Origin of the sequence: Agarivorans sp. 1_MG-2023, from assembly GCF_030548385.1 — a bacterium.
Taxonomy (GTDB): Bacteria; Pseudomonadota; Gammaproteobacteria; order Enterobacterales; family Celerinatantimonadaceae; genus Agarivorans.
In genome coordinates this window covers 85,597-104,717 of record NZ_JAUOSJ010000003.1, presented here as the reverse complement: position 1 = coordinate 104,717, position 19,121 = coordinate 85,597, and the positions used below count along the sequence as shown (strand labels likewise).

19 protein-coding genes are annotated in these 19,121 nt (G+C 45.0%); 13 read left to right on the top strand and 6 right to left on the bottom strand.

Annotation, left to right across the window (positions count from 1 at the left end; translation table 11 throughout):
- Positions 1-212: 212 nt before the first annotated feature.
- The gene (locus Q4592_RS04780) at positions 213-1,844 is read left to right on the top strand and encodes a methyl-accepting chemotaxis protein (protein WP_303510432.1); all 1,632 of its coding nucleotides are present in this window, start codon (positions 213-215) and stop codon (positions 1,842-1,844) included.
- Positions 1,845-2,115: 271 nt separating this feature from the next.
- Entirely contained in the window at positions 2,116-3,123 is a 1,008-nt protein-coding gene (locus Q4592_RS04775) for a zinc-binding alcohol dehydrogenase family protein (RefSeq protein ID WP_303510429.1), read from the top strand.
- Positions 3,124-3,193: 70 nt separating this feature from the next.
- Here the strand turns inward: Q4592_RS04775 and Q4592_RS04770 are convergent, their stop codons facing one another.
- Together Q4592_RS04770 and Q4592_RS04765 are read right to left on the bottom strand one after the other, a co-directional pair.
- Positions 3,194-4,141, bottom strand: a complete 948-nt coding sequence (locus Q4592_RS04770) for a LysR family transcriptional regulator (protein ID WP_303510427.1) — start codon at positions 4,139-4,141, stop codon at positions 3,194-3,196.
- Positions 4,142-4,280: 139 nt separating this feature from the next.
- A complete protein-coding gene (locus Q4592_RS04765; RefSeq protein ID WP_303510425.1) occupies positions 4,281-4,931 on the bottom strand; it encodes a hypothetical protein in 651 nt (216 codons plus the stop codon).
- A 236-nt stretch (positions 4,932-5,167) separates the two neighbouring features.
- On the opposite strand from Q4592_RS04765, the gene Q4592_RS04760 reads away from it, so the two are divergent.
- Together Q4592_RS04760 and Q4592_RS04755 are read left to right on the top strand one after the other, a co-directional pair.
- Positions 5,168-6,292 carry an efflux RND transporter periplasmic adaptor subunit gene (locus tag Q4592_RS04760; RefSeq protein WP_303510422.1) on the top strand — a complete coding sequence of 375 codons (1,125 nt, stop codon included), beginning with the start codon at positions 5,168-5,170 and terminating at the stop codon, positions 6,290-6,292.
- A complete protein-coding gene (locus tag Q4592_RS04755; protein WP_303510419.1) occupies positions 6,289-9,393 on the top strand; it encodes an efflux RND transporter permease subunit in 3,105 nt (1,034 codons plus the stop codon). Before Q4592_RS04760 ends, Q4592_RS04755 begins: the two co-directional genes overlap by 4 nt.
- A 38-nt stretch (positions 9,394-9,431) precedes the next feature.
- On the opposite strand, the gene Q4592_RS04750 is transcribed toward Q4592_RS04755, so the two are convergent.
- Positions 9,432-9,749 (bottom strand): heavy metal-binding domain-containing protein, encoded by a 318-nt coding sequence (locus Q4592_RS04750; RefSeq protein WP_137671879.1) that lies wholly within the window; start codon positions 9,747-9,749, stop codon positions 9,432-9,434.
- A gap of 193 nt (positions 9,750-9,942) precedes the next feature.
- On the opposite strand from Q4592_RS04750, the gene Q4592_RS04745 reads away from it, so the two are divergent.
- The 3 genes from Q4592_RS04745 (at position 9,943) to Q4592_RS04735 (ending at position 11,831) form a co-directional block, all read left to right on the top strand.
- Positions 9,943-10,344 carry a hypothetical protein gene (locus Q4592_RS04745; RefSeq protein WP_303510414.1) on the top strand — a complete coding sequence of 134 codons (402 nt, stop codon included), beginning with the start codon at positions 9,943-9,945 and terminating at the stop codon, positions 10,342-10,344.
- 236 nt (positions 10,345-10,580) lie between these two features.
- Positions 10,581-11,393: a hypothetical protein gene (locus tag Q4592_RS04740; protein WP_303510412.1), complete on the top strand. Its 813-nt coding sequence runs from the start codon at positions 10,581-10,583 to the stop codon at positions 11,391-11,393.
- 27 nt (positions 11,394-11,420) lie between these two features.
- Complete coding sequence (locus Q4592_RS04735; protein ID WP_303510407.1) at positions 11,421-11,831, top strand: hypothetical protein; 411 nt, start codon at positions 11,421-11,423, stop codon at positions 11,829-11,831.
- A 363-nt stretch (positions 11,832-12,194) separates the two neighbouring features.
- Here Q4592_RS04735 and Q4592_RS04730 read toward each other — a convergent pair whose 3' ends face one another.
- Positions 12,195-12,707 (bottom strand): pyridoxamine 5'-phosphate oxidase family protein, encoded by a 513-nt coding sequence (locus tag Q4592_RS04730; RefSeq protein ID WP_137671883.1) that lies wholly within the window; start codon positions 12,705-12,707, stop codon positions 12,195-12,197.
- Positions 12,707-13,222 carry a heme utilization cystosolic carrier protein HutX gene (gene hutX / locus Q4592_RS04725; RefSeq protein ID WP_303510395.1) on the bottom strand — a complete coding sequence of 172 codons (516 nt, stop codon included), beginning with the start codon at positions 13,220-13,222 and terminating at the stop codon, positions 12,707-12,709. The genes Q4592_RS04730 and hutX overlap by 1 nt, the downstream gene beginning before the upstream one ends.
- A gap of 183 nt (positions 13,223-13,405) precedes the next feature.
- Between hutX and Q4592_RS04720 the strand changes: the two genes are divergently transcribed.
- The 6 genes from Q4592_RS04720 (at position 13,406) to Q4592_RS04695 (ending at position 18,183) form a co-directional block, all read left to right on the top strand.
- Complete coding sequence (locus Q4592_RS04720) at positions 13,406-14,230, top strand: energy transducer TonB (protein ID WP_303510392.1); 825 nt, start codon at positions 13,406-13,408, stop codon at positions 14,228-14,230.
- A gap of 4 nt (positions 14,231-14,234) precedes the next feature.
- The gene (locus Q4592_RS04715; RefSeq protein WP_137671885.1) at positions 14,235-14,975 is read left to right on the top strand and encodes a MotA/TolQ/ExbB proton channel family protein; all 741 of its coding nucleotides are present in this window, start codon (positions 14,235-14,237) and stop codon (positions 14,973-14,975) included.
- Positions 14,972-15,391 (top strand): biopolymer transporter ExbD, encoded by a 420-nt coding sequence (locus Q4592_RS04710; protein WP_303510388.1) that lies wholly within the window; start codon positions 14,972-14,974, stop codon positions 15,389-15,391. The genes Q4592_RS04715 and Q4592_RS04710 overlap by 4 nt, the downstream gene beginning before the upstream one ends.
- A complete protein-coding gene (locus tag Q4592_RS04705) occupies positions 15,388-16,242 on the top strand; it encodes a hemin ABC transporter substrate-binding protein (RefSeq protein ID WP_303510386.1) in 855 nt (284 codons plus the stop codon). Before Q4592_RS04710 ends, Q4592_RS04705 begins: the two co-directional genes overlap by 4 nt.
- Before the next feature lie 142 nt (positions 16,243-16,384).
- A complete protein-coding gene (locus Q4592_RS04700; protein WP_303511291.1) occupies positions 16,385-17,395 on the top strand; it encodes an iron ABC transporter permease in 1,011 nt (336 codons plus the stop codon).
- An 8-nt stretch (positions 17,396-17,403) separates the two neighbouring features.
- On the top strand, positions 17,404-18,183 hold the full coding sequence (locus tag Q4592_RS04695) for a heme ABC transporter ATP-binding protein (RefSeq protein ID WP_137671889.1): 780 nt from the start codon (positions 17,404-17,406) through the stop codon (positions 18,181-18,183).
- A 6-nt stretch (positions 18,184-18,189) separates the two neighbouring features.
- Here Q4592_RS04695 and Q4592_RS04690 read toward each other — a convergent pair whose 3' ends face one another.
- Positions 18,190-19,098: a helix-turn-helix domain-containing protein gene (locus Q4592_RS04690; protein ID WP_303510380.1), complete on the bottom strand. Its 909-nt coding sequence runs from the start codon at positions 19,096-19,098 to the stop codon at positions 18,190-18,192.
- Positions 19,099-19,121: the final 23 nt, after the last annotated feature.

Genomic DNA, 19,121 nt, shown 5'->3' with positions numbered 1-19,121 from the left:
GAGACCAGCTTTTAGCTTTGTATACTTGCCACCAACTGCTGCAAATCACCTCAAAGCCACTAATAACAAATCGAACAATAAACTATTTTTTAGAAAAAACCTTACCTAACATCTCATTTTAATAAATCTTAACTAAACTTTATAGCGTCTTGTGTTGATACAACCTTGATTTAACAGTTTTTATTAAGTGTCTATTTTGTCGGAAGGTATAAATGAATTTTACAAGCTTGAGGTTTAGGTACTCGGTAATTTTTGCCGTTAACGCCCTACTGCTAATACTCGTTTCACTGATCGGGTTTAACGTAGGTAAGAGCACTTCACACAATTTGCTAACAGTTGAAGAGAAAATATTACCGGCATTAGCGGCGGTGTTAAATGCTGACCGAGATCTTTACCAAGCAAGAGTCGCTGAACTAGAAGCGTTAGAAGCCGATGAAAAAGACTACCAAAGCTTGTTTGAAAACTACCAAGAAAACGCCCAACAAGCGAAAGATAGAATGCAAAAGTTTAACGAACTATTAAGCGATTATCCCGACTCTACCCAAGGCTTAGAAAGCTTTACACAACGCTTTAACCGTTGGATGAAAGACAGCACTCAAGTCTTTACCTTACTCAAAGCCAATAATAAAAAACAAGCTATTGCTCTGAGTAAAGATCAAAGCCTGCATAGCTTTGAAGACCTACGAGGCCTATATGATCACGCCACCGAAGCGGCTGAAGCCTTAGCCGAGTTAATTGAAGATGAATCAAACGAGGCGGTTGATTCACAACTCAGCGCCTTAACCATTGTGGCCTCTATTGCGGTTGTTTTATCCATCCTACTGGCCTACTTTGGACCGAAAATTCTGACCGAATCAATCACTCGCATTACCGACCGAATAAACGATATTTCGCAGGGCGACGGTGATTTAAGCCAGCGCTTAGAGATTCAACGCAAAGACGAAATTGGCGAACTAGCCAGCAGCTTCAATCAATTTGTAGACCTGCTAGAAGGGCTGATTGGCAACGTAAACCAATACTCTAAAGAACTAAGCTCATCAATAGAGGGCATTAGCCAAAAATCAGAGCAAACCACCGAAGTAAGTAAAGAGCAAAACCAATCTGTAGAGATGATTGCTGCAGCAGTAACACAAATGGCCGCAGCCATTCGCGAAGTAGCTAACAATGCCAACCAAGCTGCCGAAGAAGTAAACTCGGTAAATGCCCAAACCGAACAAGGGCAAACCATTACTAAACAATCGGTTGAGCACATCACCCTACTTTCAAACACCGTACAAGAAGCCTCCAATGTCGTGGAAAGCCTATCTCAAGATTCAGACCGCATTGCGTCAGTATTAGACGTAATTAGAGGCATTGCCGAGCAAACCAATTTGTTAGCACTTAACGCCGCTATTGAAGCCGCTCGTGCTGGCGAACAAGGACGCGGCTTTGCGGTTGTGGCTGACGAAGTGAGAAACTTAGCCAGTAAAACCCAACAATCTACTGAAGATATTCAAAAGATGATTGAAGCCCTGCAAAACGGCGTAATGCAAGCAGTAGAAGCGATTAACAAAGGCACCTCGGTAGCCGAGGGTACTGTAGATTTGGCCAATCAAACGCTAGAGGCGCTAAACCAGATCTTAGAATCAACCTCTAAAGTGGCCGATGTATCAGTTGCTACTGCCACCTCTACAGAGCAACAAACTCACGTTACCGAAGACATAGACCGCAACCTGAATGAACTCGCAGACAAGACTAAAATCAACTTGGAGAACTCCTCCGAATCTTTAGCCGATGCCAAAGTAGCGCTGCAACAAGCTGAGTCACTCAATCAGCAGCTTAATCGCTTCAAAATATCCAGTTAATTGCTACTTCACTAATCAGGGCTGCCGTTAGGTGGCCTTTTTTATTCCCTAAGATCCCACATTTTTTAGAACGAACTTAGCTGGCGCAGAGTGTGTGTTTTAAAGTAGCAAACCACGCTTTATCTCAATATTGGTAAACCTAGCGTTGCAGTGTAAAACCATTGTGGACGTTACACTCCATAATGATTGGTCTTGTTGGCTCTTTTTCCCCTTAAGGCTACTGCGCATAATAGCCTCACTTGCTCATCGCCAATCACAACGAGGCTTGAATATGAAAGCAATTGGCTACCAACACAACCTAAGCATCAACGATACTCACTCTCTGCAAGACATCGAATTACCTGTGCCAGTTGCCCAAGGTCACGACCTACTGGTTGAGGTAAAAGCTATCTCAGTAAACCCTGCTGATTACAAGATCCGCCTGAATATGCCTGCCGAAGCAAACCAATGGAAAGTATTGGGCTGGGACGCTACAGGAATTGTTAAAGCGGTGGGCGAGCAAGTGAGCTTATTCAAGCCAGGCGACAAAGTATGGTACGCCGGCGATTTAATGCGCCAAGGCAGTAACGCCGAACAACAATTGGTAGACGAACGCATTGTTGGCCGTATGCCAAACTCGCTATCTTATGGAGAAGCAGCTGCCCTACCACTTACCACGATCACCGCATGGGAGATGTTATTTGATCGCTTAAAAGTCGCGAAGGATGACAGCAGTAAAAGCATACTAGTGATTGGTGCGGCCGGTGGCGTTGGCTCAATCATGGTGCAACTCATTAAACAGCTTACACAATTGCAGCTCATCGCTACCGCTTCGCGACCCGAGACCATTTCATGGTTAGAAGATCTTGGTGCCGACCATGTGATTAACCATCGCAATCCTTTAAGCCAAGAGTTTAGCCAGTTCGACTTAAACGAAGTGGACTACGTTGTTAGCCTAAACAATACCGAACAGCACCTCTTAGAAATTGAAAAAGTGCTAAAACCACAAGGGCAATTTGGTTTAATCGACGACCCAGAGTCACTCAACATTGTGCCATTTAAAACCAAAAGTATATCGGTGCACTGGGAGCTTATGTTTACCCGTTCATTATTTTCCACCAGCGATATGCAAGCCCAGCACGACTTGCTTAATCAGGTATCGGCAATGATTGACCAAGGCAGCATAAAAACAACAGTGGGCGAGCATTTTGGCAAAATAAACGCGGAGAATTTACGCCGAGCCCATCAGCTATTAGAGAGTCAAAAAGCCAAAGGAAAAATTGTTCTAGAGGATTTTTAAGGCCTATGTAGCGCTAGCCTTGAAAACAAAGCCGCTATACCCTTGGGAATAGCGGCTTGTTACTTAGCTTTTATTGGTAAAGTGACTTGTAATTTGGCAAGTGGTCTACCCAAAATGGCGGCGTACCAATGTACTGTTGTACCGCACTAATAAACTCGCGAACCAGCAAGGTTTGCTTACGGTGCGGATAGACCACATAAATACCGGTATCCATGGTGGATATTTTATAGTTCGTGAGCAAAGGCTGTAACTTAAGCTGCGCAATGGGGCTTTCTAAATTAAACAAATCTATCACCGAATAACCTAAACCATCGCGCACCGCATCGATCATGGTTCGAACATCACTCACTTTGTAATTACCGCGCATACGGTAAGACTTAAACTGCTCGCCATGAGGCACTTCACTCACTCTAAACTGATCTAAGCTTCTTTCGCCATTGCTATAAATTACGGCGGGTAACTCCACTAATTGCTCAGGTGTTTCTGGGCAACCATATTGCTCAATAAACCCTTGCGAAGCCACAATAGCAAAATGAGTGCTGGCGATTTTTTTGGCAATTAAGTTAGACGAACTTAACTTACCGATTCGAAATGCCACATCAAAGTGATCGGCAATAATATCTGAACGGCGGTCTTCCAAAGATAGGCTTATTTTTACCTCAGGATACTGCTTCATAAAACGCGAGACTACGGGCTGCAAGTACTGCTGACCAAAAAATATTGGCCCAGCAATCCGCAAAATCCCTTTCGGTTGGGACTGGTATGAATCCGCAATATTTTGAATATCGCTCAAGGTGTCTATCATCAAGTGAGCTTTTTCAAGAATTTCTTCACCCGCAGAAGTAAGAGAAAAAGAGCGAGTAGAACGGTTTAATAATTGTACCCCTAATTCAGTTTCTAGCCGCTTAATCTGCTTCGACAACAACGAGTTATCCATATCATGTAATGCAGCAGCCTTAGCAAAAGAGCCCTGCTGCACCACATCTACAAATAAAGAAAGCTGGTGAGTGATCGACATTAGTTTTCCTTGGTAAAGCTAAGGGTTCAAGTGTAACAAAGCATAGCGAGTTAGAGCTTAAACCCAAACATCATTTTTAACCTAAGTGGCTTATCGCTATCGCCATTATTCTTTAAACATTTAGACTCTATTTAAGCCCCTAACAATAAGCATCAACCCAAGTAGTTACCTTGGTCGTAAACCCTTTTTTTAGTGGCTGGCCTGAATCGGCACTCACATTAATATGGCTCGAATCTTTAGTGTCTTTAAATGCCTTCATCCCTTTTGGGTTTGCCCAGTAATACAAACCCCAGTTAACTAAATCCCACTGTTCTTCATAAGGGTTGTGTTCGTAATCTACGTAATAAAGCGTGCCATCGCTCATTACAAAGTTATCGGGGAAATAGTCGATGTTTAATGCCTGTGGCTTTAGGGCGTTAAACATATCGCACACCTGCTTTACACATCGTGTTGGTAAAGCATCGTTAATCACTAAATCGGTGACAAGATCGCCATCAATGTAGCCTTTAACCAAGTAATTGCCTTCAAGGTTCACATCAAGAAGCTTAGGAATGGCAATGCCCGCACTCGCCAGTTTTTGGTAGGCGGCCACTTCAAGCTCAACCTTATTGGCATCACCAAATGAGTAATAGGCACATGGTTCACTGTGCATAAGTTTTACCACGTATTGCTGCTCACCACCTTGAGCAAGATAAGAATAGCCAGACTTCCCCTTACCAAGAAACTTCACTATTTCTAGCTCACCCAGTGTTGAAGTAAGCACACAACCAAGCGCATTTGTCACATCCACTGTGTATTCCTTAATTTTATATAGTATTTACATAGTCTTAAGCGATAAGCAGCTTGATCAACTCATTCAAACCACTTTGTACTGCACCATACTCCTTTATGTCAGTACTTGTCAGCTTAGCCAAGACAAAACCTCAGCTAAGTTGCGACATTTTTGAACAGCCTCTCAGCAATATAATGACAGCATCTGTTAACTCACTCGCTTTTTAAATTTACTGTTATTGCCAAGGACACTTCATGAAAACATCGGCTGCTAAACCCATTTTAATAGCGCTAGCCTTATTGCTGCTGTCGTTAACCACCGTTGTATTGATGGAGCCAGCGGCGGTGCCCGATGTTGAAAAGCCCGCCCAATATTTGCAGCTAAGTGCGCTTAAGGTTACGCCTGAGGAGTATTCGCCCACTTTGGTGTTTACCGGGATTAGCCAAGCGCGTTGGTTTAGCCAACTTAAAGCGCAAACTAGCGGCCAAATAGTGAGTTTAGATAAGCGTATTCAACCTGGCAGTTTAGTGGCAAACCAGCAAGAGCTGCTCAAGCTAGATCCGATTCACTTACAATCAGAGTTAAGCAGTGCTAACAGCCAAATAAAGCAGGCCGAGCTTAACTATCTGCAACAAAAACACGAGCAAACCGTGGCCGTAAATATGCTCAATAAAAGCAACCGCTCAGCTTTTGCGCGCAAAGAGCCGCAACTGGCCGCCGCGAAAGCCGAGTTAGCGCGAGCCCAGTTAGCCTACAAAAGTACTCAACAACGTTTACGTGATAGCCAAGTAAACGCGCCATTTAACGCCATTATTATGCATTCTTACGTCAGCCCTAATCAGCATATTGAACAAGGAGAGTTACTGTTTGATCTCGCGTCCAGCGAAAGCATAGACATAAAGCTGCCGGTGTCAGATTTACATTGGCGCCGCTTGCAAGCCAGTTTAAGCGCGCCGCAAATAACCGTGGTAGATCGGCAAAATCAGCGCTGGCCGGCCACGGTGCGTTATATTGCACCGCAGGTAGATCCCGTTACTCGCCAACGCCAAGTGGTACTCAGTGTGGCGAACCCCTATCAACACCCACCACGTTTATTGCCCGAGCAACAAGTGAATATAGAAGTCACCTTATCGGCTCAAGAGAACGTAGTGAAACTGCCCATTAGCGCCCTTACTAAAGACGGCCAAGTATGGAGTATTAATGCCGATAACGAACTCGCGCTAGAGCAAGTAAACATTGTGAATGAGAGCGGCAACCAAGTTTGGCTGCAGTTTACTCAGCAGCCCAAACAAGCGCGGAACATTGCATTATTTCCATTGCAATCCATGCTGCAAGGCTTACGGGTTACCCCGCAATTTGAGCAGGAGACAGCGCAATGAGATGGCTTAGTCGTTGGTTTTTACATAACCCCGTTGCCGCCAATTTGTTGATGCTGGCAATTGTGGTGGGTGGGCTGTTATCACTAAAACACTTACGGGTGGAATCCTTCCCGCAAATTGCCCCTTCGAGTTTAGCGGTTACCGTGGTTTACCCCGGCGGCACCGCTCAGCAAATTGATCAAAGCGTCACCCAGCGAATAGAACAAGCGGTTAGCGATTTAAGCGGCATTAAACAAATCGTTAGCGAATCGTCGGCGGGCGTATCTCAAGTACGTATTCGTAAAACCTCGGAAACCGATCTAAACCGCTTAGTTGAAGATGTACGTAATCGAGTGAACGCAATTGCTAACTTTCCTGTCCAAGCCGAACGCCCGCAAATCACTCGTGACGAATTTACCAACTTAGCCTCGTTCATCATTATTTCCGGGCCCCGACCAGATAAGCAATTACAGCCTATTGCTCGCCAGGTTGAATTAGCCCTAAAAAAACACCCTAACATTGCCAAGGTGAGCAACTGGGGCAGCCGCACACCTTTGCTAGTGATTGAGCCCAAATTAAGCCAACTTAAAAACTATGGTTTAAGCATTGAAGCACTGTCGAACCGCATTGAAGCAATGTCTATTGAAACCCGCAGCGGCGAGCTAAAAAGCGCAGCAGGTCGCATTACCTTACGTGGTGACGGGTATGCCGAAAACGTCAGTCAGCTCAAGCGGCTAGAAATACTGTCTACGCCACAGGGCAGCGTAAACTTAGCCGACGTAGCCAACATTTATCGAGACTATGAATCTAGCGGATCGATTGTGCGTAACAACGGAGAAACGGCTATTGCGCTGTTAGTAAGCACCAGCCAGCAAGATAATTTATTAGCGGTTAGTGAAGCAATTGGCGAGGTATTGGCCGAGCAGCAAGCCTTACTACCCAGCGATATATCGCTATCTACCATGGCCGATATGGCGCCCTATATTGAAGACCAGCTAGGTCGGCTAAGCCACAATGCTTGGCAAGGTTTGCTAATAGTACTGGTATTGCTAGGCATTTTTTTAGAGCTAAAAGTCGCCTTTTGGGTAGCGGTAGGCATACCCGTTGCGCTGCTCGGCACCTTCGCCGCCATGGGAGTGATGAACTACAGCATTAACGACATCACCTTATTTGGCATTATTTTAGTCTTAGGCATTTTAGTGGACGACGCGGTAGTAGTAGGCGAAAGCATTCACCAGCAACGAGACAAGCTCAACAACCCACTAAAAGCGGCGTGGCGAGGATTAGAGTCGGTATCAGTAGCCACCGTATTTGGCGCTCTCACCACCATGGCGGCATTTTCGCCAATGTTATGGATAGATAACGAACTGGCTAAATTGCTCGCCAGCTTCTCTGCGGTGGTGATTTTTGCGCTAATGTTTTCACTTATCGAAAGTAAGCTGATTTTGCCCGCTCATTTGGCGGCTATTCGCTACCCAAGCAGTACCCGAAAAAACGCTAAAACCTCTTGGTTTGCAAAGCTACAACACGCCGCGCAGGCAAGTTTAACTACCTTTAATGCTAAACTTTATGCACCCGCACTGCGTAGTGCCATTAACCATAAAACCGCCACCCTCATCGGCTTTTTGTCGTTAGTGATTTTAGCCTATGGCTTTTGGTCTACTGGGGTAATTCGTAGCTCGGCGTTTCCCGATATTCCAGGCCGCTATATTAGTGCTAAGGTTAGTTTAGAAGAGGGAGCTCCCCTTCCGCTGCAGCAAAAGGCACTGTCCCAATTGGAAAAAACCGGCTTACAGCTTAATCAAGAGCTGCAAGACGACTATCAATTAAGCCAAGCGCCAATACAAAACTTGCTCATTTGGTCTGACGGCTATGGCACCATTGAGGCGACCATTCAGCTAAGCCAACAAGCTCTTACCCAACTGCCCAACAACGAATTGCTTAACCTTTGGCGTGAACTAAGCGGCGAGATTGAAGGCGCTTACGCCACCGAATTTGTCGCTGACGAAGAGCCCGAAGGCGGGGTTTATCTAGCCATTAGCGCGAGTGATCGTGAATTGGCGATAATGGCCAGCAAGGCTTTGCGTGAAGAACTCATTAAGATTGCTGGAGTACAAGACATCTCCGACGACGGTCGAGGTGGCAGTCAACAACTTCGTTTACAGCTAAACGAATTTGGTCAGCAACTTGGTTTAACCCAACGCAAGTTAGCCCTGTTTGCCGGAGGTGCTTTTGGCGAGCGTGAAATTCATCGTTTACTGCAACACGGCCAAGAAACCAAAGTGGTGGTGCGTTATGCCGAGGCACACAAAACCACCCCGCAACAATTACTGCAAACCGACATATTTTTAGACAGTGGCGAGTCAGTGATGCTGGCCGATGTGGCTAGCTTTCATTATCAACAACAACCCGACAGCCTATACCGACTTAATCGTGAACAAGTGGTTAATTTACGCTGGCGACAAGACCGCAGTGTGCAATCACCCGAAGAAGTGCTAGCTAAAATAGCGCCCAGTTTTAGCGAAATAGAACAGCGTTTTCCCGGTGTAAAAATTAAGCCCAGTGGAGAATTCGAAGCATTAGCGGAAGTACAAGCCGGCTTTAAATCTGCCATGATTATGACCTTGTTGGCCATCTACATATTGCTAGCGGTGCCACTTAAATCCTACTGGCAACCATTAATAATAATGATGGTCATCCCTTTTGGATTTGCAGGCGCTATATTTGGCCACGGCATGATGAACCTGCCACTTAGCATTTTGTCTATGTTTGGCATGATGGCCATGACCGGCATTGTGGTTAACGACTCCTTGGTATTAATTACACGCTTCAACCAGTTTTACCGAGGGGGTATGCCACTAAAACAAGCGCTAATTGAAGCAGGCACCAGCCGCTTACGAGCTATTTTCCTTACCACTATCACCACTGTATGTGGCTTATTACCTTTACTACTAGAAAGCTCAGAACAGGCACAATACTTAAAGCCTGCTGCGGTATCTTTAGTCTTTGGCGAGCTGTTTGCTACTGGCGTCACCTTGGTGATTATTCCAGTATTGCTGGCGGTATTCACCCGTAAAGAGCAGTTAGCCCAGCCACCTAAAACCGTGGTGTTTAACTCGTAAGAAAATCGGTCTGGCCGAGTACGCTCGGCCAACTGCGCTTACACTGCTAGCTTAACCGCTGTACCAAACACCATAATTTCAGAAGACCCATCCATAATCGCACTGGTGGTAAAACGAATACCCACCACCGCATCAGCACCTTTCTCTTTAGCGCTTTCAACCATTCGTTGAATCGCCACGTCTCTCGCTTCACTCAGCATCTCGGTATAGCCACGAATTTCGCCGCCCACAATGCTTTTAAACCCCGCCATTATGTCGCGACCAATATGTTTAGACTGCACCACACTGCCAGTGACTACGCCCAATACTTCACGGGTAGGTTTACCGGCTATGCTGTCTGTTGTTGAAAAGATCATCTTGATACCTTAAGTGGAGTTAGTTGTTTACTCATTGGCATGATAACCCAAAAACAAAATGCCTTACTTCCAGCCAGTGTTCGACAGACGCAATCACTATTGACTATTAGGTTATTTTTAACGTTAGGCGACTGATTTAAATAAGTAAAAATGGTAATCTATTTTTTGTAAGGCGTTAACTAAAGAGGGAGTTATGTACAAGGAAGCAGATTTTCAACGGAGCCAAGAAGAGTTTAGCTTTAAAATAGACTCATATCCTTTATCAAAAATAAATAATGTGAGAGTTAAAAAACTAGGCTTGCTCGATAATTTGGGGCAAATCACCTTTTGGCTATTTATTTTCTCTGGAGCCGTTTGGCTTGCCATTCCAAGCCTAGAGAGTTCACCAATTTGGTTAAAAGTTTTAGTCATCTCCTTAACAATTATAGGTTTGGTGTTTGGTCTGTATCGTTGTTCAAAATATGCATTACAAATTGAGTTTCGTCATATAGATGAAACAGGAGTTCAGTGGATAAATGTTGCCAGTTCTTACTCTAAATCTGACTATGCGTTATTTGAGCAACAAGCGAAAATACTGAAGGCGGCATTCGCATAACGAGCAATTATCAAAGGCAAGGAAGCTCGATAAATCGACGCATCTCAGTGAGTGACTTATACCAGTAGTGAGCTTGATCTAGCTCTGATTTATTTTGAGTCTGCTTACTGTATGATTGTTAAACACTTATTTGATACTTGCTAGTGTGCCGATACATGACCACCTCCTACTTTGGCAGGTAGGCTAACTTGCAAGGTCGCAAAATATAATTGTTATGACTGATATAAGATACGTTAGTGATCAGAGTAAAAAATCAAAACTATAAGTGCTACTTAATAGATTCCAACTTTATTATCCAGATGTTTAAAGAAAGAGAGTCATTTGGATCTAATCTAATTAATATGGTGCTATCTGATGGCCTGTTTGTTTTCTCCCCTGTGAGTATATGGGAGATATCCCAAGACGATTGCTTTGACGACTTTATTGCCACTTTTTCTACTTTGCCTTCACTATTGCTTTCAAGTGAGGAGGAAATCATAACTAAAGAGGCTCAAAACTATTACTCTGATGCTCTCACATCTCTAGAGGACGTGTCGGTTCCACTATCGAGTTTTTCTGCGCGCAGTCTTAAAGCTTTAATTAAAAGCTATGTTAGCAAGGTATCGAGCAAGAGGTATAAGGCTAATGAAAAATACGCTTTCTCTGAAATCAAAAATAGCAAAAAAATTGGTTATCTTTGCGGTCAAACAATATCGGACAAAAAAGCAATCAGAAGCAGTGTTGAACTTGCAGCCTTCGAGTTCATTGCCAAAGCAGCACCAACATTCTGTAAGGATCTCCAAACTAGCAACACTGCTTTGAATGTTAATAAATTCCCTTCACAGGTTAGTAAGAGCTACATCTACCACTACAAATTCGCTCATCCAACTCGCAAGGGAGAATCATCCGACTTGTCGGATATTCTAATTAGTTCAGCTCTACCTTATGTAGATGTCTATTTAACTGAAAATAGTTTGGCTAATTCTATTAGAGAGATAAAAGGTGCACACGGTCAGTTCAAACACCTTGAAACCAAGACGATGAAGCATATGCGTATTAAACAGGCATAACAAAGCGTTATACGCTAAAAGGGTTCGATGAATACATTTAAAAACGCACTTAATGATTTGAAGTCTAAAGATCCAAAAATCAGAAACAAAGCAGCTCTTGCCTTGAGAGATTTGGGTGACCAACGCGCTGTTGGTCCGCTTATCAGTGCAATTATTAATCCAGATAACTCAAAATCTATCGGTACAATGCTATATGCCTTAGAGGTAATGGATTGTCGAGAGCTATTTCTACCACTGATACGAATTGCTATTGGCGGTAACTTCGAAGCTAGTGCGATTGCCCTAGACTTATTACATGAAAAAGATTTCTTTGTGACAGATGAGGACTTTACTGAATCTAAAAGTTTTCTTGATAACATTGAGCGTTCAGACCTAAAAGACTTTCAGAGCGTTGCGCTTAATGAGTTAACGGAGTTGTTCTTCAATGAGAGCGTATAACCAAGTAACTTTATGGAACTCCTTGAGCTGTCACTTTGTTTGTAAAAACACGCAAAAAAGCCGCCATTCCACTCCGTCGCACAAATTGGGGCGTTAACTCTAATATAGCCATTTTCGATCGCATTCAGCATACCTTCTACCAAGCGAGATTTTTAGCTCACACCAGTCAAAAGCTGAGTGAGCGGTCTGCTTAATTAGTGCAATTCATCGATAAACTCTTGTTTCAAAGGCATAAAAAAAGCTGCACCAATACTAGTGCAGCTACAGTCAAATAAGACCCAAGGTTTCAGCTTGCGCTGAGTGTGGAGAGAGTACTTACGTACAAGGACAGCTAAGTCCCAACGGGTGTAAACCCACGAGCCCTTAAGCTCGCTTTTTATGCCCTTCCTTCAAGTGCACAAAATCGACATCATCAAGACCTTGAATATCAAAGGCTTGACCAAATCCTTTTACATAACGCCCTTTTACTGGCGTTAATGCGAATAATTTAAAATCGGCGAGTTGGCGTAAGTTGCCCACTATTTCGCCATGGCGCTGCTCAAGTAAATCCAATACTTGCTCACGTGGTTCGTCTTCGACTTGCTTAGCTATTACGTCGTAACTTAAGCGTTTGCGCGCATAAATTTGCTTGGTATCGGCTTCGTCGGCAATAAGCATTACTGCCGCTTTGTTATGGGCGCGCAGGTAATCAGCATGTTTAGATATATCGCTAATCAATATGTAAAACGCGCCTTGGTAGCTAATAAACGGCGAGTATGAGCTGTGTGGAAAACCATCTTCACCCATAGACGCAATTAATATGCTCTGCTGCTTAGCAATAAATTCGGCGATTTCTGGGCCAAGGCGTGATGCCAAGCGTTCTTTTTTATCAATCATTACTGTTGGTTCTCTAGTTCCGTTAGTGCCATTTTCTGTTTCAATAATTCAAAACGCTCTACCTGCTGCGGCAATAAAACGCGTTTGCGATCTCGGCCTAGGTAAATCTTGAATATTGTGGCGCCATTATCATCAAAAAACTGGAAACAGTAGCTTTCTACACCGCGCAAAGGCTTGCTCACTAAGGCAATGCTAGCAATATTTTCAAGCTTTAAGTGGCCATGTAGGTGGCTTTGTTTATCCATTAAATTGTAATAACCATGACCAGGCTTACCACTTGGAAAATTATCCTTTATTTCAAATACCGAGCCTGCCACTTGAATAATGGTGGTTAATGGCCCCCAACTGGGTAAGTCGTACATTAGCCATTGAAGCTGTTCGTTAGGTAACCAACACGCCCATTCTTGGGGAAGTTGCTCTACCACTTCGGCTTCACTGCATTGCGCTTTTTCTGCCAATTGAGCCACACTCATTTCGCTATGTTGCTCTACCACTTCGGCTAGCGTTAATGCCATTTAACTCTCCTATCTACCGTTACTACTTGCGTCTTCACCAGCGTAAAGCTGAAGAACTAAAGATGAAATTACCTTAACTCAGCCTCAAATCAAATGCAAATCATTATCATTTGTATTTACTTATTTTTTATTTGCCATTATTCTAAGCGCAGTTTTTAAGAATTAACCGTGTAAGGGCAAAAAATGGGGAAGCTTAGTTTGGCCGTGCTTATTTCGGCGGCTATTCATGGCTACTTTATCTACAAGCAGCCCGAACCTAGAGAAATAAGCTTAAGTGCAGGCGGGCAAAACGCTGCGCCAAGTTTGAGTATTGTGGCTATTAGTACCGCTGTTGCTGCACCTGCCGCAGAGCCAAAAGAGCTAGTGCCAGAACCGGCTCCTATTGAACCTGCGCCAGCAGTACAACCAGAGCCTACCGTAGCGCCAGTGGAAACCGTAAACACCCAACCACTTAAGCCTGCGCCTGTAAAACAACCAATAGCGCCTCCTGTTGCCAAGGACAGTAAACGTGAAAGCCAAATTGCCAAATCAAGCCCTAAACCAGCGCCCTCTCCAACCCAACCGACGCAACAGGAACAAGTTGAAAAGACGTTGGCAAAACCCCTTGAGCTCGCAGCAAAGCCAGATGATAAGCTCGAGCCTGTTACTGAAAAGCTAAACCCTGCGCCTGCCGCCGCTAGCCAAGTAAACAGTAAGGTTGAAGTGGATTCTGGTTTGGCTCAGCAGCCTCGCTTAAACAGCCAACCGCGCTTTGCTAAACCGCCTACCGCACCGGTATATCCTCGCCTCGCTAAAAAGCGCGGTTTAGAAGGTACAGTAATGGTTGAAGTATGGCTTGACCCTAAAGGCCAACAAACCAAACGAGAAATTAACGCCAGCTCTGGGGTGAAAAGCTTAGATAAAGCCGCCCTTAAAGCGGTAAAAAAGTGGCGCTTTAAAGCGCTAATGGTAGACGGCCAAGCACAGGCCTCTCGCGCCCTTATTCCTATTCGATTTAAGTTGAGTTAACCCTATGCAAAACCTCTCTAACGACCAGCTAAGCGCTGTTAGCAATATTATTACCGCCGAGCAGCTAGGCGACTTACGCTGGCCGATTGTATTTTGTTCGGTGCTGGCCTGCGCCATTATTATTGAGCGAATCGTAAGTCTTGCTTATACCCACATAAGCAACCACAAACGAGACTGGTTAAAACAAGCAACACACTTGTTAACTAGCGAGAAAGGCAGCTGCAAGAAAGACAACAAACAATGTTTCTCTAGCTCTAATAGCTTAGCCCGAAAGGCTATTTGCTTATTGCTAGTGCACAAAAATCAAAACAAAGCCCTGCGCGAAGAAATAGCCGCCGTATGGTTACGCCAACAGCAACAAAAGCTAGCACGAGGCTTAAAAGCCTTACACATTTTGGCCTTAATTAGCCCACTACTTGGCCTGCTCGGTACCGTGCTGGGTTTAATCGAAATGTTTGATGCCTTGGCGACTAGCGAGCAAGCAGTTAACCCCGCTACCTTGTCGCAAGGTTTGGGAACCGCCATGTATACCACCGCTGCCGGTTTATTAGTGACCGTGCCAGCGCTAGCCTTTGCCCACGGCTTAAGTTTGTGGAAAGAGCGAATTATTCATGAGCTAGAAACCATTATTAACCAAGCAAACCTGATGATTGAAGGGGTGAATACCCTAGCCGATGATGCACGTACTTTATCAGCATTTCACCCTACAGCGGCTGAACCTAAGCTAGAGCAAGCGCCTGCATGATCCGCGTAGAAGAACAGCACAACAGCTTTAGCATGGTGCCCGACTTAACCGCCTTGTTAGATATCATTTTTATTGTATTGGTGTTTTTGCTACTCACTGCCAACTCGCGGGTGTATCAAATGGATATGGATTTGCCGACTACCGAGCAAGGCCAAACAAGCCTAGCCACCGAGCCTGCAAGCATTCAGTTAAGTTTGTTTCAAAGCAATCCTATTTGGGGGTTGGGCGAGCAACGCTATCAACACTTTAATGAGTTTGAATCTGCCCTGCTGCTGCAAACTAATGACCAAGATAAACCCACTGTTAGCTTGGCCAGCGAGCGCCAAGTGCCAGTAGAGCACTTATTAAAAATGCTGGAGCTATTACAGCAACAGAACATTGAGACCACTCAAATTTTAATGGATAAAGAATCATGATTAAGCGCCACGCCTCGTTTTTAGCTTCTGCCTTTGTTGGCCTTAATTTGCTTATCAGCCCTAGCGTGCAAGCAGAGCCGCTGCAGCGAGTGGTCAGTGCTGGTGCCAATATTACTGAGATCATTGTGGCCTTAAACGCCCAGCAGCAGCTAATTGCAGTAGATTCTACCAGTGAATTACCAGGCGATATGGCGCTGCCGGTAGTGGGCTATCACCGCCGATTAAGCGCCGAAGGGCTATTAGCACTATCACCAGACAGCATTATTGGTAGTGACGAAATGGGCCCAGATAGCAGTATTGCTCAGCTGCAACAAGCCGGTATTGCGGTGCATAAGCTCAATAGCCAATCTACCATTGAGAGCCTACAACTGCGCATTAAACAATTGGCGGAATTAATGGGACACCCACAACAAGGTGAGGACTTACAAGCTCAGTTAAACAGCCAGTTAAACCAGCTAGAACAGCAAGCTCAAACAGCTAAAGCTGCTAATACTTTATTCTTTTTAAGCCATGACGCCAAAAAGCTAGTTGCGGCAGGCAGCGAGACCACCGCCAATAGCATTATGGAACTGGCCGGTGCGGTAAACTTAGCCAAACCACATATCAACAGCTATAAACCTTTGTCTGATGAGGCGATTTTATCGATGCAACCAGAGCTATTGTTATTTAGCCAACGAAGCTTGGAGATGCTAGGTGGCGTAGATGGTGTGTTAAGCAGCTTCCCCGTTCTAGCCGCGACACCAGCCGGAAAAAATAAAGCGATTTTTGCTATTGATGGACATGCTTTGGTGGGTGGCTTAGGCTTGGCAAGCATAGATGAAGCGGTGCGACTCACTCAGCGCTTACAATAATTAGATTTCTCGTTTAAGCGCTAGCTTGAATTAAAAGTGATTTTAACCAGCAGCTTAACCGCTACTGGTGCTTTAATAGGTTTTGTTAATGTCTTTGTTTTCTCCACAATCAGCCAATGGCTCAGTGTTTTCCGGTTGGCTAATGCCCGCGGCTTTATTGCTGTTACTCGCCACAGCTTTACTATCGGTTACCCAAGGGCCAATGAGCATTCCCGTGAGCGATGCCTTAGTGGCGCTATTACCTTTTGAGTTTGCTAGCGACGCCCCTGCGCATTACCAATTAGTGGTGACCGGTATTCGTTTGCCGCGCACCTTATTATGCATTGCTGTTGGCGCAATATTAGCCATGTGTGGCGCGGTAATGCAGGGCTTATTTCGTAACCCTTTAGCTGACCCCGGCATTATTGGTGTATCAAGTGGCAGCGCAGCAGGCGCGGCGGTGGCCATTGTGTTAATTGGTTTGCTAGATTGGCAATTACCTGAATTTGTTAGCGCCCTAGCCATCCCCCTCTTTGCCTTTATCGGCGGCTTTGTGACCACCATTTTAGTTTACCGTTTAGGCACCACGCCTAACGGAACCTCGGTGGTAATGATGTTATTAGCAGGTATTGCCATTGGCGCCTTAAGCGGTGCCGGTATTGGCCTACTCAGCTATTTGGCTAACGACCAAATGCTAAGAGATTTAAGCCTATGGCAAATGGGATCGTTAGCCGGCGCAACCTGGAGCAACATTGCGCTGGCTTCTGTCACGCTAGTTATTTTGTGTGTGGTGTTTATGCGCAAAGCCAAGGCTTTGAATGCGTTACTACTGGGCGAAGCCGAAGCAGGCCATTTAGGCATTAAAGTGCAGCAGTTAAAAAGCCAATTGATCTTTTTCACTGCTTTAGGGGTGGGCATAGCCGTTTCTGTTTCGGGTTTAATCGGCTTTGTTGGCTTAGTGGTGCCGCATTTGGTTCGCATGTTAATGGGGCCGAACCATCAACGTTTAATTCCTTTTAGTGCCTTATTGGGCGCTGCCTTGCTATTGCTGGCTGACCTGATTTCACGCTTAGTGATAAGCCCAGCCGAATTGCCAGTAGGCATTGTTACCGCGCTAGTTGGCGCACCGTTTTTCATCTTCTTGCTATTGCAGCAACGCCAACGGATAGCCTAGGAAACAGTATGAGCAATTCAAACAGCATTCAACTCAGTAATATTCAGTTATCTTTAGGTTCAAAGCAGCTATTTAGTGATTTGTCGGTGAACTTTCATGCCGGCCAACATACGGCGTTGTTAGGCGCAAACGGCGCTGGTAAAAGCTCGCTACTTAAATTGATTTGTGGTGATAGAAAACAACACGGCGGCGAGATAAATATTCTTGGCCAACAGCGTGAAGCCTGGGATAAACCCGAACTAAGCCGCCACTTGGCAGTGCTACCGCAAAGCTCTGAACTCAGCTTTGCATTTAGCGTGAGTGAAGTAGTGGCGCTAGGTTTACTGAACAGCAAGCTTAGCTATCAACAGCAGCAAGTGGTGGTTAAGCAGCAATTAGAACTGATGGATATTTGGCATTACCGCGATACGCCCTACCCGCAGCTTTCTGGAGGCGAGAAACAGCGAGTTCACTATGCGCGAGTCACCGCGCAGCTGGCGACTACCCCAGTGGAGCAACAAATATTGCTGCTCGATGAGCCCACCAGTGCCTTAGATTTAAGCCACCAGCAAGTGCTTATGGAGCATGCTTCAAAATTGAGTCAACAAGGGGCAACGGTAATTAGTGTGGTGCACGATCTCAACTTAGCGTCGCGCTACTGCCAACGAATTTTGTTGCTAAAACACGGTGAAATGTGTGCCGATGGCGAGCCAGAAAAAGTACTCACCCAAGCAAATATTCATCAAGTATTTGATTACCAAGCACAGATTTTACGCCATCCAGAACAAGACTTTCCGGTCATTATTTAAACCTAGCTACTTACCAAGTCTGGATAGTCGATATGCCTTTGGACTAAGGCCGGTAAGCTGCTTAAAGCGGGCGCTAAAATGCGCCTGCGAAGAAAACCCCACTTGATAGGCAATCTCAGCCAAACTCAACTCTTCATTTAACAATAAGCGCTTAGCCCTTGCTACTCGGCGTGTACTTAAATATTGATGTGGGCTAAGCCCGCTACTTTGTTTAAACATTCGCGCAAAATGGTAGTCACTGAGATCCACTAACTGCGCCAGGTGATTAAGGCTTATGTTTTCGGCTAGGTGGGCTTCTATATAGTCTTTACAGCGCTGTAATTGAAAAGGCGCTAATCCACCTTTGATGACCAAACTTGGCAGTGCTTTATCAACGTAATGTTTAACAATATGACCAAGCAGCAATTGGCTCACTTGGTCCAAAGCAAGCCGATCGCCGCTATCTTGCCAATTAAGGTTTAAGGCCCATTGCTGAATTAGGCTGTTTACTGCGGGGTCGTCGATAAAGGTTTTATCTTGCAGCTGTATTTGGCTGGCTCCTTTATTCCACACTTGCTCCACACTGCGGCTTAGATCAAGGTCACTAAAATACAGATGAACAAAGCCCAACTCGCCGTCAACTTGCCAGTGAGACTCGTGCCCTGCAGGCATTAAGCACAGTTTTCCAGGTGCCCCACCAGCTAGCTGTTGTTTACCGAACACCCGTTTAGTGCGGTAACCGCCAGATAAGTAAACACTCAAGGTATGATGCTCAGGCTTTAGGTAAGAGGTACGGTCGTCACAGTTCGACCAACGAGCAAAACCCAGCTGCTCACCTAAATTAACGCTATTGTGCAGTACCGCTCGAGCATTATTTAAACGTTCAAATACGTGACTATGTTGAATAAGTTGATGGTGGGTCTTGTGGTTTGGCATCCCATCTCCTTATGGTTAGCGCC